Genomic DNA, 21,240 nt, shown 5'->3' with positions numbered 1-21,240 from the left:
CTTAATCTGACAGTTACCGGTTATTTATACAGTACCTGTCAGGTTAAATTTGATTTAAATCTTTCTCTCTCCAAAGTTGTTTTCCATCGTGTAAAGTTGCCATAGGAGTTCGACCGCAACACATTTTTCCTTGATGAGTGCGTTGGTTATTATATTCCGCTAACCATTTATCTAAATCAGCTTGTAATTCATTTAAAGCCCTATAGATTTTCTTACGAAAAGCCACCTGATAGAACTCTTGTAATACAGTTTTATGAAAGCGTTCACAAATCCCATTAGTTTGAGGTGAACGAGCTTTAGTTTTTGTATGATCAATATCATTGATAGCGAGATAAAGTTGATAATCGTGATGTTCAACTTTACCACAATACTCACTGCCTCTGTCCGTCAGTATACGTAACACCGGTAACCCATGCTGGGAATAAAAAGGGAGAACCTTGTCATTTAATAAATCTGCCGCCGTTATCGCGCTTTTTGTTGTGTAAAGCTTACAATGAACGACTTTACTGTAAGTATCAATGTAAGTTTGTTGATAAACACGACCAACGCCTTTTAAATGACCGACATAAAAAGTATCTTGTGAACCCAGATAACCTGGATGCGCTGTTTCAATCTCACCACAGGCTTCATCATCTTGCGCTTTCTTTTCTAGAGCACTGATTTGTGATTCTGACAGGATAATTCCTTCTGTTGCGATTTTATCTTCAAGCGCTTTTAGGCGTTTTGTAAAATTTTCGAGATTATGGCGCAGCCAAATAGAGCGAACGCCACTCCCCGAAACAAAAATGCCTTTTTTTCTTAGTTCATTACTACTGCGGTGTTGACCGTGTGCAGGGTATTCAATCGCATACTCGACTACAGCGCTTTCAATCTGTTCATCTACTCTATTTTTTACGTTAGGCACCCGTCGATTTTGATTAATTAAAGCGTCTATCCCACCATCGTTAACAAGTTCCTGGTAGCGATAAAACGTATCTCGGGATACCCCCATAATCTTACAGGCTTTTGAGACGTTATTAAGCTTTTCAGCGAGGTTAAGTAACCCGACTTTATGTTTGTGATAGGATTATTTGTTTGATACATAGAATTACCTTTTATTTAATTATCTAATGATGTTAATTAAAACCGGTAACGCTCTTTTTTAAATCAGAATTGTCGGATTAAGTTAAGACTAATACAATTTAAGCTTTAACGCTTCTTCAATTTGTGTCCATTCAACAGCCACCGTGATGTATTTACCGACTTTGCCTGTCGCTTTGCCAGAGATAAGACCATTTTTATCTTTCCCCGTAATGTCACCTGTCTCTGTTCTTTCAGACTTGAATTGATGCGGACGCTTAAAGCTCACACTGTCGCCCGTGTTTGAGTTTATCTCACCCGATAATAATTGCCTGTCAACGGTTTTACACAAAACAATATCCGACATAAAACCGGGTAAGAATTTTTTTAAAACGATTTGACTAATATTTGAGTCTAGATTATTTGCCATTTTTTTACTCTTATTCAATAATTGCACCTGGGCACAATTTGTTAAACTCATCGGATTTCACGTTTCCGGCGCCACCTTTTAGCTCGGGTTCAGGCTTAGGTGTTTTTTTAGGTTTGGGTGCCAGTTTTACCTTCTGGCTAATTTGACCTAACAGAAACGCGGCTCGGATAGGATCATTCTCAGCGGTAAGCCGCTGGCGTAATGCTTTGTTTTTTCCAAGTGCATAGGCGATAAGTTCTGTTCCCTCATCAGCAGCATGAATTAAAATTTCCTGTTGTAGTACTGGAACTTCTGAACGTACAACCTCTTCCATCTCCGTATAATCTTTTACGGGTAATTTAGCTGCACGTTGTTGATGGGATTTTAAACGCTGAATAAATCGTTCCTGAACTTCTTGTTGCTGCCTTTGCTGCGCTTGTTTTTTTGTTCGACATGGCTTTTTTTCTCATGCCAATCTGTCAGTGCTTTTTCATAGACTTCTTCATCATAATCACATGATTCCAAGGTGGGTTTAGCAGGAATAACGTTATCATGATTCACTGGCGATTGATAAGACTGCTTGGTTGTCAATTCCTCAAGCTGTCGTTTCAAATCGCGATTTTCTTTCTGTGTTTCTTTAAATCCTTTTCTAAGTTCTTTAACCCACTTAGGAGCTGGCTTTCCTTCAATTGAATCATCGTCATCAGCCAGCGAGATTTCTTCATCGCCGATCTGCAAGGAGTAATCTTGTTCCTGATCGACGTTCTGATCTGGTTTTACTTCAGATGATTCACCAGTCACAATTTCAGCATTGTCAGTGGTGTTACTCTCACTAACTTGCTTTGTTTGTTCTGTTGTTTCTAGCTGTTGTCGTTTCTGATTTTCAGACATAGGTACAGCCTGACCATCAATGATCAGTTCGTTTTCCATCTATTACCCCTTAACTCTGCGAGAAGTCCGCAGGAGACTGTTGGTTATTTTGTGATTGAATAGTTTTCGCAACATCTAAGCTTTGCTTATGCTGCATATCGGTTGCTTTTAGAATTAACTCGGCATCTGCTCGTGATGAGTCGCCTTGTTCTTTCTGGAATTGATGTAACATTTTTAGCGCTTCTCTAATTTCAGAGCGCTTTGTACTATCAGCAGAGGCAAGAATCTGAACAACTTTGGCTTCTGCTACTCTAGCCTCAGTCTGAGCCTGAAAAGCTTTAACCTGAATAGACAACTCTTCGTTCTTCGCTTTCTGAACTTCAGCTTGCCCTTGCATCAATACCCCTTGAGCGGCTACAAGTTCAGCATTAGGTTGTTGGGCTTGCTGTTGAGCCTGATCAACAACTTGGGCTTCTTCTGCATTACGAGGCTTAACAACGCCTTGAGTTAATAACTGCTTGCGATTGTAATCTTTGAACTCGTCGAGCCCTTCCCCGTCCATATTGTCTAGAATAATCCCCTGAACAACTGCACGCATTGGGTCTTGCGGTAACATTCCAGCCAACAGATTAGTCAGAACTGAAACAGTAGCATCACGTCTCGCTGTATAAGATGGCCCCACATCAACGGTGACATCATAACGCCCCGTCGATAAGTCATTCATCGCTACCACTTGTCCTGTCTGCTTATCTTTGATGGCAACCGACATTAACGCTATATCGTCCGTACCATCATCATTAACAATACGGACTTCTCTGTCTGAACCATAGACTTCACGTGCCATCGATAACCAAACTTCACCTGCTCGCTTAAGACTTTTGGCCATGTTATCAAGGTAAATAAATGAGGACATATCAGAACGATGCATCAGATTATTAACCGTCTCTTTAGCTATATTGCTTGGCATTTGTTGCATAGCCTGACTTGAACCGGTTACTTCCTGAATATCACTACTGGTTTGTTGTAATAATGCCGCCATTGCCTGATTGAGTGGCTGCGGTTGGGTGTATCCTATTGGCGTTGGTGGCGCAATAATATTGCCTTGTTTGTCAACAATCTCATTTAATGGTAAAAAAGCGGGTCTGTTCTTATTTCTAGTTTCCCAATATTTCTCCAGTTTTTTTATCTGACTTTTACCAACAATCGGAATTGAGCCCGTATCCTGAGTCGCAGAATCTGCCAGCATCGACACTTGTAAGTTATACAACCGTTGTGCATCCATGGCTTTTGCTATATGCCCCTCAACTCGCTCAATATCATCGATAAACCACCGCTTACCATAGACTGGAATTAACGGAATATGATCACCTGGTATTCGTTGAGCTTTCTCGAGGAATCCATCACCATCAATCACTGAGACATAAACATGTTTGCGCTTTATGGTTCGCCGAGCTTCCTCGATAAAGCCTATGTCTTCAAGATCATCCTGAACAAGTTGAAGTTGATCACTGTCATAGGTGACTTTTTCATTAGTGAAGGGATTGCTAAAACTAATAACATCGACGGATTCTTTTTTTACTTCATAATACTTGGCAATATAAACAACATCATTATCAAACCAGTCATAATCCCAAGTTTTCTCAATTCTGCTATCTAACGTCGACGGATCTTTATTGTATTCAGTTTTGTATTTATCAACTGACAGTGAATACATACAGAAAGCCCATTCAGCATCAGACTTATCATATTTCTTTGCGTCAGGATCAAACCAAACGGAGCGGGCAGGATCGTATATTGGCTCCAAGCGAATACGCTGTCTTTCATCCATGGGTTCAAGTTCATTGACTAAATTTGTCGTCAGCCTGAAACAACCAAATCCACCTGTCGCTGCATCATCGAATGCATTATCACATGCCTCACCACCGTCGGTTTCTTCGTAATCAGCACGAAATAACCCATTTAATTTATTGGCTAATTCTTCGCTAGCTTCCTTGTCACCAGGCCTAAATTTCACCGTAATTCGATTATTGCGATATTCGCTAATTATTCTGTTTAATTCATTAGATATTTTATTGATTTCAAATTTGGGATATTTCTCAAAATGTTCTTTTACTTCAGATCCAGCGGCCGTTGCGCCTTCCCATTGCCCACCAGGAACTCGCGCAAATCTTGTCGCCTCAATACATTTACTTCTTACTTCTTTTTGCGATAAGTGCGCACGGTCAAATCTGAGCATAATTTGCTCATGTCTTTTATGTAATGTTTCAGCCATAATTACCAACTAGAAGATGAGGGAACGAATATTTCAGTGTCTTCTTTTAAACGAATGGGATTAGCAAATGACATCATGAGGGTATCAGCCATATTGGGTGATTTTATTCCTTTTGATCTCATCTCCTCTTTGCTAATCAATTGGATTAATCGATTACCCGCGGTGCGTTTTCGTTGTTGTTTAACCAATTCAGACTTAAGTTGTGATAGTTTTTTTATTTTTGATGATAGGCTTATCAACTCATCCGGATCGATATATTCTCTCTTTTCAACTGCGCGCCAGGTTTTATAAAATCTATCTGCCAAATAAACCCAATATTGCGCGCGTTTATTTCTAAACGTATCACGGTTAGTTCTGTCATCATTATTTGTTGATGAAATATATTCACCATTCCCTGGAACATATATTTCATTAGGATAATCAGGAGAATCACCAGCGCCAAAGCCAGTTACAACCATCTTATTACCATCGTTACTCTGTCTTAGATGAGTTTTTACTGTACCCGCACCTAAACCAATGTTGTCATAAATAAAATCATCAGCTCGATAGTCAAATGCTTCATCAAAAGCCCTAATAGTTGCATCTGCCACATCACCTTCTGACCAACTCACACAATCCTCAACAAGCACGCCATAGCGTTTTGATAATGCTTTTTCATCCTGACCAGAATCGGCAGGGTCAAAGGTAACAACACGAATGCCTCTTGGCCTAAGTCCTAACTTGATGTGAGCATCGATCGCAGCATCCACCCACTCAGGCTGAATTAATGCATCATCATAATTAGCATCACACTCGCCACCGTAAACATGAAGCCATTTTTTATAGTTTTCACGTTTCATCTTCTCAGCATCATTTTTGAGTTCTTCGGATAACCAGGGATTATCCAGGTAACTCACTTTGCCGACATATAAGTCATCGTCTTCGTAATAGCCTTGAACATCAATTATTTCCTTGTAAGGCTTAACGAAACGCTTATATACAGCGCCATCTTCTTCTGCCGGATTAAATGAAAACCACAGCTCAGAACCAGGCTTTCGTATTGTCGGTATAAGTATATCAAGACTCTTTTCAGATACTGTTTCAGCTTCTTCTATCCATGCAACATCAAAATCATGCTTTGACTTGATAGAAGCTATATTACGTGCTAATTGTCCGTATTTAAAAATAGAATCATTTATACCTTCAATATAATTATTAAGAATGCGAAATCGGTTTTGTAATCGCAAAGTTTCTATTTCCGCTTGTAAAACAGCGTGTACAGAATCTTCAATTGAATTCATAAACTCACGTAAGCATAAAAACCTACGTTTATTAATCGATGCTGTTATTAATGCTATCTTAGCGAAAGAAACCGTTTTCATGCCGCCACGACCACCAAAGTAAACTTTTATGCGTTTCGGTTTAAACATTGGCGCGAACTTTTCACTAATTTGCACCTTCACTTATAGTCATTCCTATAAATTCAATGCTAATTTTGTTGTCCGTTTCAATTGCGCCGCCATTTTTACCTGACAATTCAGTTTCTTGTTTATCAGCATATCCATGCTTACTTAGCATCAATTTGGCAATAGTAGGATTGAATTCCCCTTTCAAACCAGAATTTAGCAATTTATTTTCTTGCAATGCGAGAATTCCTTCAACGATGTCCGAAAATTCAACATTTGTTGATGACCATTCATAAATTGTCGATCGAGAAATATTGAGATAACAAGCTAAACCAGCGATATTAGGCACAACATCCCCTACTGTTTTATATTCGCCCATTAAATAGGCCTTGGCCTTTTCAAGACTCATGGCTAACTTACTTGGGCGTCCAATTTTCTTTTTGCTCACCATAAGTTACTCTCTAGGTTTACTGGAAAAGGAGTAAAGCCTCTTTCCCTTTTTGAATTGACTTTTGCGCACGGGCGACAGGTGTACTTTCTGCGCCGGATTCGTGCCATAAATCCTTAAATATCTCAAATTTCAGCTTCTCGTCTTTCACAAAATCGATGGTGATTTGTGCTGCTGCTGTATCAAGTAATACCAATCTTAAAATATCAAGACGCACTTGTTGTTCTGCGGTTATTTCTTTCATCATTTCACCTATTTCGAATTAATATTTATGTTTAGCCGCACTCATTGCCCATCGTTTAGCCTGATTTAGACAATCTTCTAGCATCTTGCCTCGTTTACTCGCTGGCTGTTTGCGGTAGTACCGGATAGCTTCATTTGTTGCTAAACTGGCTACAGAGTTAGAAAAGCCGAGCTTCATTAACTCGGCCTTGACATTGGTTTCGATGAATTGTTCAGGAGTCATGCTTGACTTTCTCCATTTGGCGTATCATCAAATCCTGGTAGTCTTAATTGAGAAAGTGCCATAATTGTTTTTTCTGCTTTACGTATCTTATTCAGATGACGCTTACGTAAGTTCATTAAGTCGCTTCCTTTTCTACCAAAATTGTCAAACGACCATTTATTTGCAGCAACCAACCTGTTTTGCATTTCGCCAATCGTTAATGATTTCAATCCTTCCATATCTAACAAAGCAAGATTTGTTGGTTGGCTTTCTTTTTCCGCTAAATCCAGTAACCACTTACGGAGTGATTTAGCGACTTTGGTTTTAGATAACATTCCGATTAGATGAGCGCCACGAACTGAATAAATTCTTATTTTTTATAGCGTAACTCATTGTTTTTATTAGTCTCGGTCAAATTGACCGTCCCTGACATCTCATTTGTAAACTCATCTTTATTCCTGTTAAAAATGCGAGTAATAGAAGATGCGTCCTTGTATTCCAGTAAGATAGATAGTTGTTTATTAGTGAACCAGATTTTTCCGTCACCGTTATTAAAGGGAACGATATTGTGTGTTTTAAATGTTAATACATGATTCATGATGTCTTCCTTACTTAGGTAATGAACCTTTGCCACATAGGAAATCAGCCCATCGAAGTGACATCAGCAAAACTGATTACCTCAAAGGCTCATTCCTAAATAACGGGTTCGATGTTTGGATTAGTTGCGCATGTGGTACGCTGGGTTGTAAGTTTTGAAAATTGTTAATTAATAAAAGTTAACATTGCTCTTAATTGTTACTGATTTCATGATGCTTACCTTTCAAAAAAGAGACCTCAGCTCACACAGAACGTACAGACCCAGAACGCATCATGATTGACTGACGTTCTCTGAGGTCTATTTTGTGAATTGTCTCGGGTTTATTTAAATGCGCGGTGATGGCGCGGGGACTATCCGGAATTTCCAGATAGTTAAGTTCTTAATTCATTGACACTGCGTTTTGATGTACTGCTGTAGATATTCCGTTTGCTTTTCGTTCTCAATCATCATCTCTCTGAGACTGAAATAATCTTGTCTAGCTGCTTCGCTAAGTTGTGGGGTGGCTTCATCATATCGGCTCTTGGCGGTAGTGGTTTTGGGTGCACCACACACGGCGTTGACGCGCAACCGCTTAACGCCAGCACGCACAGCATCATTGAGCTTATCAATTTCCGCTTTGGCATTATTGAGTTCCTCGGTGTGTTTAATATCGAGTTGGCGCAAGGCTTCTATCTTCTGCTGCTGCAATTCCAACGCTTCAATTTGCTCGTGATATTTCTGTTTTAGCGTTTGATAGTTTTGCTTGACGGTTTTGTAACGGCTGTTGAGAAAAACGAGTGATAAAACCAATGCGACAATCATCGCTACGACAAATGCGTAAGGTCTCCATAACATATTACGCTCTCTATTTCCCGACGGGTCATTAGCCCTTTCCAGACTTCGCCTTTTACGTAAATCCATCGTTTCATCTCATCACATGCGCCTTTTCGGTCATCAGCGTTGAGCTTTTTGAGTAATGTGGATTTCCCAAAATTCCCCACGCCCACGTTGTAAGCAAATGAGTAAAGCGCTGCTTGAGTCAGGGTATTGATACTCACCTTGACCAGCGAGTCAACATGACGCTTAACCGCTTTCAAATCGTCATCAAGCCACTGATCACATTCGGCTTTGGTGTACGTCCTGTTACGCTCAATGTCCTTGCCTGTGTGCCCGTAGCAAACCGAAAGCACACCACCTCCGTCAAAATAGGGCTTAAGTCTCAACCCTTCAAAATGCGTTATCATGCTTGACGATAAAAACAACGCACTACCGCCCGTTGCCATCAATATTTTTTTCGGTATCTTCATACTGACGTTCCTTGAGTCTGTACTCCTTTTTGCGGTAGTACACGTTGATAAAAAATGTCCCTATCGTGCAGACAATACCTATCACAGCTACCCACTGCTCAAGGGTAAAAAAATCAAAAATCGTTGTCATGACTCCCCCGATGGTGGTCATGATGCCCCACAGATAGGCGGCAGGTGTTGAGTATTTTTCAAACATACGCATATACCCTCCCGTTGAGGGTTCCATTGCTTTGAATTGAACAGGGAGCCAGCCGCCTTACTCGTTTTGATGATTGTTTGTGTGAGTATTGCGGTGGCGTAAACGAAAAACCCCACGTTTTCACATGGGGCTATGCACTACTGCCTTATTTACCTTATATGTACCATACGAGCTTACAAAAAGTAGTGCGTTGATAAGATATTATTATTTGGTTAATGAAGCAACAAAAAACCCCGCAAAAGCGAGGCTCATAAGTTAGCTGACGTTGTTGTCACTCTTATCACAATATCAGGATTTTTACGATCGTAAAGTATTTTTATGCTATTTTTGTACATCCGGATCCATCTCCAGTTTTATATTCAGCATCATCAACATACCTTCAATCACCCCTTCTGCTTTTTGTAATTTTTTTCCTATATGCGTATCTGAGCAATGGTGTTCATAAGCTAATTGGATAAATGTTTTACCAAATACATAGTATTCAAAGAGTAAATCGTGGATATCCCTGTTTTTTTGATTTAGTTTAGCCATACAGCTTGAAATAATCATGGCATCATCTTCGCAGCACTGGGGCTTGGATTTTATTTTGAGCGGAATTAATCCTTTAAATCCTGTTGCAACAGGTGACCAATACACATCTTCTCTATTATCAGCTACCCAAGCTCCCCAGCGAACTAATACCTGCTGAATGTCACGCATTAATTCCCCTCCGGCAAAATATGAATTGAGGCATGGTCTCAATGCCCTGCGTTGAATAGTAATGGTGGTTTCTTGATTATTTGATTTCCCAAATGGTGATAATTAATTTTCCGCCCTTAACGATTTCCTTTCGCTCAACGTGCAACACATCTATCTGAGAATCATCAACTATCAAACTGCCATGACAAAGTGCATCAATCGGTGCTTTCATCAGGTTATCTAAATCTCGCTTACGACGGTCAGGTGGATATACTCCTATCTCAACCCCCAAACGTTGAGATAATCGTTTACAGAGCTTTTGACGCATTATTTCAGCGACTACCGACTGACGATATAATTTGCCTTTTGCGGTGATGAAGTGTTTGTGTTTGGCGTGATACCAGTAGTGATTGACAGAAGGGGGAAAAGGAACGGTGATGTTATAAGTTTTCATTCATAGCTTAATCTCTCTCATCTCCACCCCTTTAGCGGTATAACCGGTTAACTGTTTACCTGCTATTCGTTGACGCTTTTTCGTCAAAAAGTGGATGTGGTCTTCATAAACATAACGGTATTCACCATCGACAAGGATATGTTTAAAGGCTTTCGTTGGTTGCTTTGCATACTGCACAAATCGTATTAAACCATTGTTTTTAATGTTTTCTTTTGTGCGCACCTCTTTGAGCGTTTTTTCTTTACATCGATAAATCCAAAAATCATTTAGCTTTCCGGTTATCTTTCTGGTACGCACTTTGATATAACCCAGTCGCTTCATGAGCTTGCTAAATTCTGCGTCATTACGGATTAAGTTGCCGATATATCGTAGCGGTTCAGCTTGCCAGCCTTTAGCTTGATAAATTTTCATTAATGCGCGATGATGATGTTTATTAAAAATCGTGTATTTATCGCCTTGCTTGGGATTACGGTATAATATCCAATTATCAGCGGCTTCTTTCCGTGCTTTTTGGTCAATCAACAACGCGAAGGTAACCAAAGGTGAACCATCTTTACGTTCAGTGAATTGCTGGCTAACTTTGCAAATAATATTCAGTGCATAACTATCAATATCTTTAGGCTGCACAAATTCATAATAATCATTATTTTTCAATCTATTAGTTGTGCGCACCTCTGAATGATAATCATAAGATTTTTTATCCTGACCTGTTAGTCCAATATCGCTATCTGCCTCATGAACGGAAATCCCCGAATTAAGCCACACTAACCCATTGCCATCGTGTCTTAGTCCCAAATCCGTTAATGTGCAAATACCGTTGTTAATGGCTAACCAGTTGCCCGAAGTAACCGCTTTTCGAAGATTAAATATATCGAAGTCCTCACTTTGGACACAAAGGTATCCTTCACGGCGATTTTCCCTGCTTTGAATTTTCATATTTTTGCCTATTTGATTTTTATTTGGTGGGGTTTAGCGGATTACAGGTGAAGTTTTCTATTAACACTTTTGGCAATTTGTCACGCTTTCCAGCACTGCCTCCCGTCCAGTAATAATCAATTTCTTTAAATTGCATTCTAAACATGGACGGCTGGGATAAGATTTTCAGGCAATCCTGTTCTGATAGTGCTTTGTCACTATAGTGCTGCCAATACACGGGTTCGCCGCCATTTTTAACAATGGTTGCTTCGATTTGGTATTTCATTGGGTTTCCTGATACGAATAATCTAACAGTAAACTAAGCGGCTTGTCTGCGTGAACGGTAGCTTTCCCAAGTGAACGTTAGTGTACAACCCCCTCCGTCATTCATCCTGTCCATAACTCGCTCGCCAACAAAGGTTGCTAATTCTTCCTTGGGCAAATTACTAATTAATATCGTTGGTTTTAAATTTTCATAACGACAGTTAATAATTTCAAATAAAATCATTTTTTCCACATCACTACCGAATTGGACACCCACCTCGTCGATAATAAGCAGGTCTGGTGAAGCGTACATTTCAATTACATCTGACTCACGTTCTTCTGAATCCTTCGCCCATGTTGCCTTAAAGTTTCGGGCAATTTTAATAGCTGATGTCAGCCTGACCGAAGCCATGAAGTTTTCAATAATCGATTTCCCTATTCCAATTGCCAAATGGTTTTTTCCTGTCCCTGGCTTACCGCACATAACCAATCCTCCGCCCTGTTTCAACCTTTCAGGCCATTTTGTAGCATAGGACTTACAAACAGCTAAACACTGTCTGGCGTAACTATTGATGGGTTCATAGTTATCCAGTGAAGCCATATCAAACCGTTTCGGAACATTGAAAAATTTTAGTAAATTAAGCTTTTCTTGATGAACTCGCTTGAGCTCAACCGCTTGATACTCCTGCTCTAGCGCTATTATTTTTTCTCTCAGGCATTCAGGACATTCACCTTGTGTTTCCATCCCTCTCAGACTCAACAATTTTCGCTTGTAAGTTTGATATTCTCCGTGTTTTTCACAAGTGACAGTTATAGCTAGGCGACTTAATTTTGATTACAGCATATGTATTAAAAACAGGTCATCGATAGTGCATCCTGTTTCCATCTTTTTACGTTTAGCTTGAGACCATTTATGTTCTATAGGATTTAAATCTGGTGAATACACAGGCAAATATTCTATCTGGTGTCCTGCGTTTATAATTGCCTGTTCAATATTCTTACCTTTGTGAAAGCTAGCGTTGTCCATAAAAATAACAGAATTTTCAGGAAGTTCTGGGAGCAATATTTTTGTGATCCAAACATAAAAAACATCACGATTAATATTGCAATCAAATAATCCGATAGCAAAAAGGGTTGTTCCCAATAAAGCGCCAATAACATTTGTTCTTCCCTTAGCACCCCAGTTTTTCAGGCCAAAACAACGGTGACCTTTTGGGGAATAGCCGTGAGTTCGTGGAGTGTCATGTGAAAAACCACTTTCATCAATAAAAACAACAGATTTATCTTTTTTTTCATACTGTTGTCTTTTTTGCTGATGTGCCAGCCTGTCGCTTTCGTTGGTTTTTGGATGGAATAGAGTTTTTTTTTATAGGTTAATCCCAGCTTTTTAAGGGATTGCCAAATAGTCTTTTTACAAACACCGAATCGCTCTGCCCGTTCCTTTTGGTAAGCATCTGGATACTGTTCCACATCTTTTGCTAAAGCATTTTTATCGAGCTTCCTCTTACGTGGCGTTGAATTTTTTGGCTCTGGTCGTTTAAGCCAACGTACTAAAGACGCTTTTCCAATACGGAATTGTTTCGCAGTTTCTCGAATTGTTAAACCTTCGGCTTTCCTTACAGATATTACTTTACGTCGAAAATCAATTGTATAACTCATAACACACCTTGTAATCAAAATTAAGTCGCCTAGCTATATCTCCTGCACGACAGTATTTTCTATCACTTTCGGTTTTTGAAGTGTATCTTCCAACCGAATTTTCAATGATTCGATTTTTGTTCGATAACCCATGTTACACCTCCGCCCATGATGGAATTTCGGTTTGACCATAATCAAAATGCGAAAAATTAGTCACCATACCTGAAACCTTTCGAACAGGATTTCTTACAGCCTGTTTATTCTGGTAATTCAGTTTCTGACTCGTGGTGATAAACCATTTCTTCGGTTTGTCGTGTTGATATTCAATATCCAGCCTCAGTAATTCACTGGGCAGATCGAGATTGGGGTAAAGTTTTTGCCAATCAGCGAAGTCTTTGTGATTCAGGCGTATCACCTTTCCCTCAAACGCATATTTTTCTGACATCGAATGAACATCAGCAGATATTTCTTCCCCTTCATCCTCACAAGCCATTTTTTCGGCTTGGGTGTTATAGGGAATCAGGTTAAGGGAATCAGGAATCAGGTTAAGGGAATCAGCAGGATTAAAACTGTGCTTGTATGGTGCTTGCACTGTACTTGTACGGCACTCTTCTTTTTTATCTTGTTTTTCAGTAGTTTGAAATAATTCATCATGTTCCTGAACAACAGTCGGCGACAAATTGTTTGGCTGTTCATCCTGTTTAGAAGTCAATGTCGATTGATTATAACCAACATGAGAAGTGTTTAAATTTTGTTCGTTCGTTTGTTGGGTTTTAGGTTTTAAGTGCTTGTCAGATTCTTGCACTGTATTAGTATGGTGCTTTTCTGATGCCGCTTTATTATCAATAAATTGAGTAATCTGTTCAGGGATTTCACTGGGTGACTCTTTACAATGAGGATTTTGATGTTTTTTCCAATTATTAATTTGGATGTAGTCATTCCCATCAACTGAATACCGAGTGATAAAATTTTTACTGTGTAACTGGGACAATAACTTTTCACAATCCGCTTCATCATAAGGTAATACCATTGCTTTTATTTTACGGGGCTTATCTTCAAGACGACCTTCTCTATCCGCAATCGTCCATAATCCCGCGAACAAAAGTCTTGCTAATGGTTCGCACTCAGCTAAATCATCATTGCTGAAAAAACCAGGTTTGATATTTCTTGCTCTTGCCATAACTTTATCTCTTTTAGTGAATTTGTAACTTTTTCAGGACTTTGATACTAACCGACGGGCAAAATCTTTGTTTTTTGATGCAGCAACCAATAGCCCATCAGGACTATCTGGATGGGCTTTTTCTTCATGGTTTTTATTGATAAATCGGCGATTTCTTGGCATAATGACCTCGCTGAAATTGAAAGAAAAAAAGGGAAATTCGTCGTTTCCCTTCTCCTTGAAATACTAAACTTTCTTCATCAAACACAAAGCTCATTACAATTCTCAAAAGCTTCATCGTTTTTTAACCTTGAAGCTTCTTTTTTTGGCAGTCTAAGATGCTCCAGCATGTCTATCAGCTTGCGTATCTCTTCACCTGATATATTTGTAATAACAACCTCCTGTGTCGATGAATCAGGCACACTCACTACATGACTAGGTAAGCCGTATTCTGAGACGACCTGACAGGCTAATTTAAATATTCTGGTTTTATCCCGACTCGCTGTTGATGGGTGGATCCCTAGTGATTTAGCAAACCCGTTATTACCGCCTTCTGATGCCATCTTCTGGTAGAAGTAAGATTCCAAATGCTCAGGTTTGCAGGTGATTTTGATAGTATTTGAATTTTCCATGGTTATAATCCTTAAGTAATAAAATTCCCTACCTCGATATTCCTATGGGGTTTGTGAAAAAATAATAGATAGAGTGAGATTGTGGATAATTAAGTGGGTTTTGCCGCTTCAGCCATTTAGCAGGACGCTATCCGGTCGCCCGATGGTATACCGCATCGTTCGGTGAAATATAGGTATATTATTCAATTTGAAAGAAGATTTTTCTTACTCAAACTAAGTAAATCTTCTGCTTTGTATTTCCCATCGGATATTGTTTGTATCGTTTTGGCATAATTTGTTTTACCAAAAAATTCTGTTTTAGGTAAAAATCCGTTTTTTAACCACTTATAAACAGCTCTATCACTAACACCGCATGCATTAGCAACTCTAGATATGCCTATATTCTTAATTGGGTCATATAGATTGTTCATATGACATTCTCCTTATGTACTTACAGTACACATATTATCGTACTGATAGTTTTTTGCAAGAGGTTTATATTGTACCTATGGTACAGAGTGAAAAAGTGCGTAAAGAATTTTCCCAGAGGCTAGCACGAGCCTGTGAACAAGCTGGGTTAAACCAACATGGTCGAGGTGCAGCTATAGTTAAAGCTATAGGTGTCACTTCTAAAGCTGTTAGTAAATGGTTTAATGGAGAATCTTTGCCAAGACAAGATAAAATTTATGCTCTTGCTAATTTTTTAAACTGTGATCCTATTTGGTTGCAACATGGTAAAATAAGCCCTGTTTCACATATCATCTTTGATAAAGATCGAAAATCATTTCAAGAAACTTTAACCCCAGAACACATTGAATTAATCAAATTATTTAATGATCTCCCAGAAGAAAAAGCTTTATATTTCCTTGAAGAAATGAGAAAGCAAAAAAAATATTTTGATTCTGTTTTCAATGAAATGCTAAAAAAGAAAAAAAATAATCCTCTATAAATCAATAATATAATATCTATTGAAAAATTTTTATCAAAATAACGTACTTTTGGTACTTGAATTAATTGTACTTATAGTTCAATATGATATTCATCAAAGGCAAATAGCTAGCGATTGAAAAAAGTGAACGGCGCACTCTAACGCACGGGCGGACGGCGTATCTCTTAAGAGACAATGTACCGAAGAGGCAGAACCCATTTTCCATTACAAACACGATTATTCATTCATCTAATTTGTTAAGGAAAAATATTATGAAAAAAACATCTGCTATATGCCCTGTATGTTCTAAACGGTTTAATCCCAATAAATCTTACGAACACATTAAAGAATTTCACCCAACAGCAAGTGACTATCAATTAGCTATCATTCGTGATGCACGCCGTAAATGTTATGGTCAGAGTAAGCCAATAAAACACAAAAATGCTGCTTTACTTCCTAATGCTTCAATATTTGCGGTATCAAGAACAAGAGCTACTAAATTAAGAATTGCATAACGATTTGATAGTCTTTGCAACAATCCTGTTCTACACTTAATTCCATAAGTTTCAGATAATAGTTATCCCTCCCGATGGGCTGGGAATTTAATAATCTCCCAATTTCAGGGAGGCCAGGTTGTTAAAGAGCGGTGTAAATTAGTTCGTTTTTTGCTTGATGTTGCTTGACGGAAAAGGTTTTACTTCCTCAGCTTCAACTTTCCCGTCGTCATGGATAAGAACAGTAATTCTTCTTCTCATCCGGAGTGCTTTGCTTATCGCGCTTTGATAAATACCTAATTTTCTAGCAGCTTCAGCTTGACCAATTTTTTTTACGAAATTAATTAATGAATAAGTTTTCATGCATCCCCCAAAAAGAGAAAATAATTATTACCAACAGTGTTGAAAAAGTCAATACCCATGGTTTTTGATAATTATTCCTTGTGGTAATAAAATGACAAAATGAAAAAGAAACCATTAACAGAAGAACAAATAGAAGATAGCCGTAGACTTAAGACTATTTTTGAATCAAAAAAGAAATCTCTAGGAATATCTCAAGAGTCCGTAGCTCACGCTATGGGAATTGGACAAACAGCGGTAAGTCATCTACTCACTGCAAAAAATGCTATTTCATTAAAACACGCTTTATCTTTTTCAGAAATATTCCAAGTACCTGTAGAAACATTTAGCCCATCACTCGCTGCTGAGATTAACCGATTAGCACAAAACGTATCTAATGACACGTTTGAGTATGCTGGTAAATTAAAGCACGGCCGAATCCCTGTTACGGGAGAAGCCATATTAGGAGTAGATGGAATGATCAATCTAATAAAATTAGACTCTGGATGGTTAAATATTCACAGCACCGATCCCACTGCTTATGCTGTTAGAATTATGGGTGATAGCTTGTGGCCTAGATTCAAATCAGGAGAATTTATTGTTATTGAACCAAAGACTTCTATTCACTCTGGAGATGAGGTTTTAGTTACTCTAAAGAATAAAGTTCTTATGGTACAACAGGTTATTTATTTGAAAAATAAATATCAATTCATTAGTATTAATGGAAACTGTCGGCCTATAACTATGTTTCATAACGAAATTAAATCAATGCAGAGCATTGCTGCAATCGTGAAAGAGATTCGTTATACAAGAAACTAAAATCCTCAATATTATACGTCAACTCTAATTGGGTTGGCTTTTATCTGCGCCATTTTGCATTAATGATTTGTGAAAAAAATTAGAGTAATCGTTTTTTTATACATTTTTAACACCATTGGTATTTACAAAATAAACCACCAATGGTATTATTTTTCTATCAACTCACTGCAACAGGCAAACGCCAGACAATACTCCGAGTTATCTGAAACCTTGCCAGACGTTGCCAAGTAGCCAGCCTGAGGCGTATGAACATGAAGGCAAGTGACGACAGTTAAGCAATACCGCTCTTTAACACCATTTCGCTGAAAAAGCGAACCATAAAACACCCAAACAGTCGGTTTTGGGGTGTGTGAAATAACCAAATTGCAGCCATAAAGTTGAAACCAACACCAGGGTACTACCAATATGACTGTAAATATAATCCGGATACCTCCGGCACACACCACCAAAACCCATTGTCAGGAGGTAATATGTGTAACTTTCATGGTTATGATAATGCTCGCTGTCGTAGACATGAGCGTAGAAGCGCCAAGCGAGCAGCCTATAACTATAACAAAGCGCTTAATTTGGCATTGAAAGCAGCGTTGAACCCATCTAAAAAATCTAACCAACTAACAACTCCAAATCCTAAACGCCCTATTCTTTCACTAAAAAGAAAAATGATGAGTCGTGTAGAAAAAGCAATATCAATACGCCTAACTAAAGTTTATGACTCATTTGATAATTGCTGTTTGCCTGAAATAGCTTTATACACTGCTAAAAGGTTTAAAAATAAACCTAAGCTCAACTTCGGAGTAACTGCTAATGTTTGAGAATAACAAAACGATTAAGGTTCAAATTGTTGCTGATGTTAGAGCAAAGTGTAACTATATAGTAGATATGAACGAAGAAGATTATAAAAAATTTGAAAGAATTATCGATTCACAAATGACATCCAGCAAGATGAATGATGCAATTCTTGATATAGCAAGCAAATATGGAATTTATGATAATATCGACTTCTGCGAACCTGAAGACATTGAATTCCATCTGATAGGAGCATAATTAATCAATTCACAAAATCAAATCCTTTCTTTTTATTAATCATAAATAAACAATTCATAATATAATCAATGTCTTATTAAGGTGATCATTATTCCTGTTTTGTGTGTTGTTGGATTACACAGAGGGAGCGAGCCTGACGCGCCAGAAATATCTGGCAATCAAATTAGTTTCAGGATGTGTGAATGCGGCTCTGCGCTCGCGGGACAGTCAACATTCTATAAATTATCTTCAAATAGCTAAATATAGTTTGATTGCGTTTACCCGACCGTGATGACTGTAATCGGACACCAAGAGGCACTTGGCACACATCCTAACTTTTCAGCAAATGTTAACAAGGAGTACACATAATGAGATTGGACAATCCACGCATTGTAACGGCAAAGCATCCCAATATGGGTAATCTGGTTGGGATTACTAATGGTAGTCGTCATTTGAGCGATGCAAAATACTTAAGCAGCATTGATATATGGAATGACGACGACATGGAAACACGCACTTTTAAAACAATCATACAATGCTTAACAAAGGAAAATGATTATTTAAAAAGAGAGAAGCGAAGACTAATGAAGATACATTGTGAAATTGGTGGGCTATGCAGGACTTGAACCTGCGACCGATGGATTAAGAGTCCACTGCTCTACCAACTGAGCTAATAACCCGCAATATGTGTTATAAGGCAGGTATCAGAAAAGCTTTCACCACTAAAGAGAGAATACCTAAAATACCCGCACCTAACATCCAGCGGATTAATTTTTGTTCAGCTCGAATACTTGACATCTCTAGTTGTAGGTCTTTGCGAACATCAGATATTTGTGCGTCTACTCTTTCGAAACGTAAATTCATCTCAGCAGATAAGTCTTTACGGACATCTGCGATCTCAGCAGATAAGTCTTTACGGACATCAGCTATTTCTTTTCTGACATCAGCTATGTCACGTTTAACGTCAGCAATATCAGCTTTAGTAGCTACATCAACCGCCTCGTGTGATTCACGGACAGCTAAAGAAATGGCTTTAGCCTGATTTTTAGGCAAGCCTTCTTTTTCTAATGTTTCAACAAATTTTAATGTATCAAATGCAACCTGACCCATAGGGAATCCTCCTGTGTTTAGTTAAGTATAACGGGTTTAGGGTTCAATCTGCAAAATCTTTCACGTTAACACTTTTATTCGTTTCATTACGGAGAAATATTTTTATGTCTAAATTAGTGGTTATTGAAAATACCGTTGTCCGTCAAGATGCTTTCGGGCGTTATTGTCTTAATGATTTACATAAAGCCGCAGGAGAATTAGAAAAGGATAGACCTAAATATTGGCTCGCCAATGATAAGACTCAAGAATTAGTTGCTCAATTCGTAACCGATGGTGGAATTCCCCCATCGGTTATTAAAGGAGGTACTGAGCAGGGAACTTACGTTGCTAAAGAACTGGTTTATGCTTATGCAATGTGGATTAGTGCAGCTTTTAATCTTAAAGTTATCCGGACGTTTGATGAAGTTATTTCTACACCTATCCAACCATTAACCGATAAAGTTCAGGCTGGATTAGCAATGCTGGCATTCTGCAAACAAGAATTGCGTATCGCCCCTTCTGGTCTACTTGGCGCAATGAAGAAGTTACAATCTTCCCTTGGTATGCCGGATATCCTTCCTGCTTATGCTGTTGATGCACCAGAAGGGAGTTTAACAGGTTCAAGTGAAGTAACACATTCTTTTACTGAGCTTTTACTACTGCACGGAAAGCCCTATACGACACAATCTGGTTATCGGCGGCTACAACTGCTCGGACTCGCTGAGCGTAAATCTTGTCCCAGCAGCAAACATCCTGATAAGGAAAAACTATTCTGGTCATTGACAAAAAAGGGATTACAGTTTGGTAAAAATCTGACTGACCCTAATAATCCACGTCAGACTCAACCTCACTTCTACGATAACCAGTTTCCTAGATTGTTAGGTCTCATGATGAACGGAATTGCAGCATAATAAAACATTGACGAAAGAAGAAATCATGCGCTATATTCTATATCAGGTGCTGAACACACCACTAACAGCGGATACCGCTCCCGAAAGTAATGCGGTTTTTTTACGTCCATAGATTGTTATGGTCGGGTAGCGAGCAAAAGATACAACACCTTTTAGAAGGGAAAATTGCTGGCCGTCTGTTAGCGGTGTTCAAGTACCCGACCGCCCATCCGAGCAATGGGTTATTTGAACAATCTAACAGGATGTAAATTATGAACTATCAAATTACTGCAGATAATCTTACTGTTATTACTCACAATGACCTCCCTGTAATCACTACCGAACTACTCGCTCAGCTTTACAGAACAGAGGTCAAACATATCCAAAATAACTATCTTCGAAATGCTGATAGATTTATTGTTGGTAAACATTTATTTAAACTTGAAAACTACGAGTTAAAAAATTTCAAGAACAGACCCTCTTTAAGAGGGTTAGTTGCTAAAAATACCCGTAGCCTCATCCTTTGGACAGAACGTGGGGCGGCAAGACATGCTAAAATGCTTGAAACCGATAAAGCATGGGATGTATTCGAGCAACTAGAAGACTGTTACTTTAATTCAGCAAAAGTTAATAACCCGCAACCAAGACCCGAAGCCCCCGAACTCTTAAATGATAACGATACTCGTAATCTAGCTCATCTTGTTTGGAGCATGGCTAATGGATTTAGGTTTGAAAAAGCATGGACACAAGGTATCTGGTATGCGCTACGTCATGCGACAGGAATCGCATCGCCTCAGCACTTCGAGGTTAATCAAATCGCAATAATTGCAGAAGAATGCCGCCGGATTTACGGCATGACTAACACGCTCAAATCAGCTATTTTTGATGCTGAAAAACAAGTTATCCGTCGTTTACTTCGTCATAAAGACGATGTCGAGACCGTACTTCGTGAAATGCAGCAACTGTTA

26 protein-coding genes, 1 tRNA gene and 6 pseudogenes are annotated in these 21,240 nt (G+C 38.7%); 8 read left to right on the top strand and 25 right to left on the bottom strand.

Annotated features, from left to right (window positions below; all coding sequences use genetic code 11):
• Positions 1-43: 43 nt before the first annotated feature.
• The 22 genes and pseudogenes from AYJ55_RS20445 to AYJ55_RS20340 all read right to left on the bottom strand — a co-directional run bounded on the left by AYJ55_RS20445 (position 44) and on the right by AYJ55_RS20340 (position 15,121).
• Positions 44-1,083, bottom strand: a pseudogene (locus tag AYJ55_RS20445) (IS481 family transposase).
• 100 nt (positions 1,084-1,183) lie between these two features.
• Positions 1,184-1,489: pseudogene (locus AYJ55_RS20440) on the bottom strand (P22 phage major capsid protein family protein); the annotation flags it as partial.
• A 10-nt stretch (positions 1,490-1,499) separates the two neighbouring features.
• Positions 1,500-2,398, bottom strand: a pseudogene (locus AYJ55_RS20435) (phage capsid protein).
• A gap of 10 nt (positions 2,399-2,408) precedes the next feature.
• A complete protein-coding gene (locus AYJ55_RS20430) occupies positions 2,409-4,610 on the bottom strand; it encodes a portal protein (protein WP_063657665.1) in 2,202 nt (733 codons plus the stop codon).
• 2 nt (positions 4,611-4,612) lie between these two features.
• Positions 4,613-6,052: a PBSX family phage terminase large subunit gene (locus AYJ55_RS20425; protein ID WP_245677485.1), complete on the bottom strand. Its 1,440-nt coding sequence runs from the start codon at positions 6,050-6,052 to the stop codon at positions 4,613-4,615.
• A complete protein-coding gene (locus AYJ55_RS20420) occupies positions 6,036-6,446 on the bottom strand; it encodes a DNA-packaging protein (RefSeq protein ID WP_063657169.1) in 411 nt (136 codons plus the stop codon). Before AYJ55_RS20420 ends, AYJ55_RS20425 begins: the two co-directional genes overlap by 17 nt.
• A gap of 16 nt (positions 6,447-6,462) precedes the next feature.
• On the bottom strand, positions 6,463-6,687 hold the full coding sequence (locus AYJ55_RS20415) for a DUF2560 family protein (protein ID WP_063657170.1): 225 nt from the start codon (positions 6,685-6,687) through the stop codon (positions 6,463-6,465).
• 18 nt (positions 6,688-6,705) lie between these two features.
• Positions 6,706-6,909 (bottom strand): hypothetical protein, encoded by a 204-nt coding sequence (locus AYJ55_RS20410; RefSeq protein ID WP_063657626.1) that lies wholly within the window; start codon positions 6,907-6,909, stop codon positions 6,706-6,708.
• Complete coding sequence (locus AYJ55_RS20405; protein WP_063657627.1) at positions 6,906-7,223, bottom strand: hypothetical protein; 318 nt, start codon at positions 7,221-7,223, stop codon at positions 6,906-6,908. Before AYJ55_RS20405 ends, AYJ55_RS20410 begins: the two co-directional genes overlap by 4 nt.
• A gap of 647 nt (positions 7,224-7,870) precedes the next feature.
• Positions 7,871-8,320, bottom strand: a complete 450-nt coding sequence (locus AYJ55_RS20395) for a lysis protein (protein ID WP_063657745.1) — start codon at positions 8,318-8,320, stop codon at positions 7,871-7,873.
• The gene (locus AYJ55_RS20390) at positions 8,290-8,772 is read right to left on the bottom strand and encodes a lysozyme (RefSeq protein WP_063657628.1); all 483 of its coding nucleotides are present in this window, start codon (positions 8,770-8,772) and stop codon (positions 8,290-8,292) included. The genes AYJ55_RS20395 and AYJ55_RS20390 overlap by 31 nt, the downstream gene beginning before the upstream one ends.
• Positions 8,732-8,968 (bottom strand): phage holin family protein, encoded by a 237-nt coding sequence (locus tag AYJ55_RS20385; RefSeq protein WP_245677484.1) that lies wholly within the window; start codon positions 8,966-8,968, stop codon positions 8,732-8,734. Before AYJ55_RS20385 ends, AYJ55_RS20390 begins: the two co-directional genes overlap by 41 nt.
• 324 nt (positions 8,969-9,292) lie before the next feature.
• Positions 9,293-9,670 carry an antiterminator Q family protein gene (locus AYJ55_RS20380; protein WP_063657743.1) on the bottom strand — a complete coding sequence of 126 codons (378 nt, stop codon included), beginning with the start codon at positions 9,668-9,670 and terminating at the stop codon, positions 9,293-9,295.
• A gap of 76 nt (positions 9,671-9,746) precedes the next feature.
• Complete coding sequence (locus tag AYJ55_RS20375; protein ID WP_063657629.1) at positions 9,747-10,103, bottom strand: RusA family crossover junction endodeoxyribonuclease; 357 nt, start codon at positions 10,101-10,103, stop codon at positions 9,747-9,749.
• Positions 10,104-11,039 carry a hypothetical protein gene (locus tag AYJ55_RS20370; protein WP_063657630.1) on the bottom strand — a complete coding sequence of 312 codons (936 nt, stop codon included), beginning with the start codon at positions 11,037-11,039 and terminating at the stop codon, positions 10,104-10,106.
• Positions 11,040-11,058: 19 nt separating this feature from the next.
• Positions 11,059-11,304: a DUF1187 family protein gene (locus tag AYJ55_RS20365; protein ID WP_063657391.1), complete on the bottom strand. Its 246-nt coding sequence runs from the start codon at positions 11,302-11,304 to the stop codon at positions 11,059-11,061.
• 33 nt (positions 11,305-11,337) lie between these two features.
• Complete coding sequence (locus AYJ55_RS20360) at positions 11,338-12,027, bottom strand: ATP-binding protein (RefSeq protein ID WP_162505771.1); 690 nt, start codon at positions 12,025-12,027, stop codon at positions 11,338-11,340.
• Between the two features lie 90 nt (positions 12,028-12,117).
• Positions 12,118-12,606 (bottom strand): IS630 family transposase, encoded by a 489-nt coding sequence (locus tag AYJ55_RS27180; protein ID WP_063653499.1) that lies wholly within the window; start codon positions 12,604-12,606, stop codon positions 12,118-12,120.
• Between the two features lie 17 nt (positions 12,607-12,623).
• Positions 12,624-12,941 (bottom strand): annotated as a pseudogene (locus AYJ55_RS33820) (IS630 transposase-related protein); the annotation flags it as partial.
• A gap of 133 nt (positions 12,942-13,074) precedes the next feature.
• The gene (locus AYJ55_RS20350) at positions 13,075-14,100 is read right to left on the bottom strand and encodes a hypothetical protein (RefSeq protein ID WP_063657741.1); all 1,026 of its coding nucleotides are present in this window, start codon (positions 14,098-14,100) and stop codon (positions 13,075-13,077) included.
• Between the two features lie 239 nt (positions 14,101-14,339).
• Complete coding sequence (locus AYJ55_RS20345) at positions 14,340-14,711, bottom strand: hypothetical protein (RefSeq protein WP_063657740.1); 372 nt, start codon at positions 14,709-14,711, stop codon at positions 14,340-14,342.
• Between the two features lie 182 nt (positions 14,712-14,893).
• The gene (locus AYJ55_RS20340; protein WP_063657739.1) at positions 14,894-15,121 is read right to left on the bottom strand and encodes a helix-turn-helix domain-containing protein; all 228 of its coding nucleotides are present in this window, start codon (positions 15,119-15,121) and stop codon (positions 14,894-14,896) included.
• A 77-nt stretch (positions 15,122-15,198) separates the two neighbouring features.
• Between AYJ55_RS20340 and AYJ55_RS33815 the strand changes: the two are divergent.
• Both AYJ55_RS33815 and AYJ55_RS20330 read left to right on the top strand, forming a co-directional pair.
• A pseudogene (locus AYJ55_RS33815) lies at positions 15,199-15,426 on the top strand (helix-turn-helix domain-containing protein); the annotation flags it as partial.
• Positions 15,427-15,890: 464 nt separating this feature from the next.
• Entirely contained in the window at positions 15,891-16,133 is a 243-nt protein-coding gene (locus tag AYJ55_RS20330) for a hypothetical protein (RefSeq protein WP_063657738.1), read from the top strand.
• A 138-nt stretch (positions 16,134-16,271) separates the two neighbouring features.
• Here the strand turns inward: AYJ55_RS20330 and AYJ55_RS20325 are convergent, their stop codons facing one another.
• Positions 16,272-16,475 carry a Cro/CI family transcriptional regulator gene (locus tag AYJ55_RS20325; protein WP_063657737.1) on the bottom strand — a complete coding sequence of 68 codons (204 nt, stop codon included), beginning with the start codon at positions 16,473-16,475 and terminating at the stop codon, positions 16,272-16,274.
• A gap of 99 nt (positions 16,476-16,574) precedes the next feature.
• Between AYJ55_RS20325 and AYJ55_RS20320 the strand changes: the two genes are divergently transcribed.
• From AYJ55_RS20320 to AYJ55_RS27165, 4 genes are all read left to right on the top strand, one after another.
• Complete coding sequence (locus AYJ55_RS20320) at positions 16,575-17,270, top strand: LexA family transcriptional regulator (RefSeq protein ID WP_063657736.1); 696 nt, start codon at positions 16,575-16,577, stop codon at positions 17,268-17,270.
• Between the two features lie 377 nt (positions 17,271-17,647).
• Entirely contained in the window at positions 17,648-18,082 is a 435-nt protein-coding gene (locus AYJ55_RS20310; protein WP_245677405.1) for a transcriptional antitermination N peptide, read from the top strand.
• Positions 18,075-18,314, top strand: a complete 240-nt coding sequence (locus AYJ55_RS20305) for a hypothetical protein (protein ID WP_063657380.1) — start codon at positions 18,075-18,077, stop codon at positions 18,312-18,314. The genes AYJ55_RS20310 and AYJ55_RS20305 overlap by 8 nt, the downstream gene beginning before the upstream one ends.
• Positions 18,315-18,661: 347 nt before the next feature.
• Entirely contained in the window at positions 18,662-18,919 is a 258-nt protein-coding gene (locus tag AYJ55_RS27165; RefSeq protein WP_063658154.1) for a hypothetical protein, read from the top strand.
• On the opposite strand, the gene AYJ55_RS20300 is transcribed toward AYJ55_RS27165, so the two are convergent.
• A tRNA-Lys gene (locus AYJ55_RS20300) sits at positions 18,898-18,973 on the bottom strand. The two genes, AYJ55_RS27165 and AYJ55_RS20300, sit on opposite strands and share 22 nt — an antisense overlap.
• 10 nt (positions 18,974-18,983) lie before the next feature.
• Positions 18,984-19,403, bottom strand: a complete 420-nt coding sequence (locus AYJ55_RS20295) for a CCDC90 family protein (RefSeq protein WP_063657734.1) — start codon at positions 19,401-19,403, stop codon at positions 18,984-18,986.
• Positions 19,404-19,507: 104 nt separating this feature from the next.
• On the opposite strand from AYJ55_RS20295, the gene AYJ55_RS20290 reads away from it, so the two are divergent.
• Both AYJ55_RS20290 and AYJ55_RS36430 read left to right on the top strand, forming a co-directional pair.
• Positions 19,508-20,293, top strand: a complete 786-nt coding sequence (locus AYJ55_RS20290; protein WP_063657733.1) for a KilA-N domain-containing protein — start codon at positions 19,508-19,510, stop codon at positions 20,291-20,293.
• 251 nt (positions 20,294-20,544) lie between these two features.
• A pseudogene (locus AYJ55_RS36430) lies at positions 20,545-20,931 on the top strand (ORF6N domain-containing protein); the annotation flags it as partial.
• Positions 20,932-21,240: the final 309 nt, after the last annotated feature.

Origin of the sequence: Candidatus Arsenophonus triatominarum, assembly GCF_001640365.1 — a bacterium.
Taxonomy (GTDB): Bacteria; Pseudomonadota; Gammaproteobacteria; order Enterobacterales; family Enterobacteriaceae; genus Arsenophonus; species Arsenophonus triatominarum.
Note: the sequence above shows the minus strand (reverse complement) of the source record. Positions and strands in the feature narration are given on the sequence as shown.

Bases quoted from the DNA above. Each gene is read 5' to 3' on its own strand.
- AYJ55_RS20430 (WP_063657665.1), bottom strand. From the start codon at position 4,610: ATGGCTGAAACATTACATAAAAGACATGAGCAAATTATGCTCAGATTT.
- AYJ55_RS20420 (WP_063657169.1), bottom strand. From the start codon at position 6,446: ATGGTGAGCAAAAAGAAAATTGGACGCCCAAGTAAGTTAGCCATGAGT.
- AYJ55_RS20415 (WP_063657170.1), bottom strand. From the start codon at position 6,687: ATGAAAGAAATAACCGCAGAACAACAAGTGCGTCTTGATATTTTAAGA.
- AYJ55_RS20410 (WP_063657626.1), bottom strand. From the start codon at position 6,909: ATGACTCCTGAACAATTCATCGAAACCAATGTCAAGGCCGAGTTAATG.
- AYJ55_RS20405 (WP_063657627.1), bottom strand. From the start codon at position 7,223: ATGTTATCTAAAACCAAAGTCGCTAAATCACTCCGTAAGTGGTTACTG.
- AYJ55_RS20395 (WP_063657745.1), bottom strand. From the start codon at position 8,320: ATGTTATGGAGACCTTACGCATTTGTCGTAGCGATGATTGTCGCATTG.
- AYJ55_RS20390 (WP_063657628.1), bottom strand. From the start codon at position 8,772: ATGAAGATACCGAAAAAAATATTGATGGCAACGGGCGGTAGTGCGTTG.
- AYJ55_RS20385 (WP_245677484.1), bottom strand. From the start codon at position 8,968: ATGTTTGAAAAATACTCAACACCTGCCGCCTATCTGTGGGGCATCATG.
- AYJ55_RS20380 (WP_063657743.1), bottom strand. From the start codon at position 9,670: ATGCGTGACATTCAGCAGGTATTAGTTCGCTGGGGAGCTTGGGTAGCT.
- AYJ55_RS20375 (WP_063657629.1), bottom strand. From the start codon at position 10,103: ATGAAAACTTATAACATCACCGTTCCTTTTCCCCCTTCTGTCAATCAC.
- AYJ55_RS20370 (WP_063657630.1), bottom strand. From the start codon at position 11,039: ATGAAAATTCAAAGCAGGGAAAATCGCCGTGAAGGATACCTTTGTGTC.
- AYJ55_RS20365 (WP_063657391.1), bottom strand. From the start codon at position 11,304: ATGAAATACCAAATCGAAGCAACCATTGTTAAAAATGGCGGCGAACCC.
- AYJ55_RS20360 (WP_162505771.1), bottom strand. From the start codon at position 12,027: ATGGAAACACAAGGTGAATGTCCTGAATGCCTGAGAGAAAAAATAATA.
- AYJ55_RS20350 (WP_063657741.1), bottom strand. From the start codon at position 14,100: ATGGCAAGAGCAAGAAATATCAAACCTGGTTTTTTCAGCAATGATGAT.
- AYJ55_RS20345 (WP_063657740.1), bottom strand. From the start codon at position 14,711: ATGGAAAATTCAAATACTATCAAAATCACCTGCAAACCTGAGCATTTG.
- AYJ55_RS20340 (WP_063657739.1), bottom strand. From the start codon at position 15,121: ATGAACAATCTATATGACCCAATTAAGAATATAGGCATATCTAGAGTT.
- AYJ55_RS20330 (WP_063657738.1), top strand. From the start codon at position 15,891: ATGAAAAAAACATCTGCTATATGCCCTGTATGTTCTAAACGGTTTAAT.
- AYJ55_RS20325 (WP_063657737.1), bottom strand. From the start codon at position 16,475: ATGAAAACTTATTCATTAATTAATTTCGTAAAAAAAATTGGTCAAGCT.
- AYJ55_RS20320 (WP_063657736.1), top strand. From the start codon at position 16,575: ATGAAAAAGAAACCATTAACAGAAGAACAAATAGAAGATAGCCGTAGA.
- AYJ55_RS20305 (WP_063657380.1), top strand. From the start codon at position 18,075: ATGTTTGAGAATAACAAAACGATTAAGGTTCAAATTGTTGCTGATGTT.
- AYJ55_RS27165 (WP_063658154.1), top strand. From the start codon at position 18,662: ATGAGATTGGACAATCCACGCATTGTAACGGCAAAGCATCCCAATATG.
- AYJ55_RS20295 (WP_063657734.1), bottom strand. From the start codon at position 19,403: ATGGGTCAGGTTGCATTTGATACATTAAAATTTGTTGAAACATTAGAA.
- AYJ55_RS20290 (WP_063657733.1), top strand. From the start codon at position 19,508: ATGTCTAAATTAGTGGTTATTGAAAATACCGTTGTCCGTCAAGATGCT.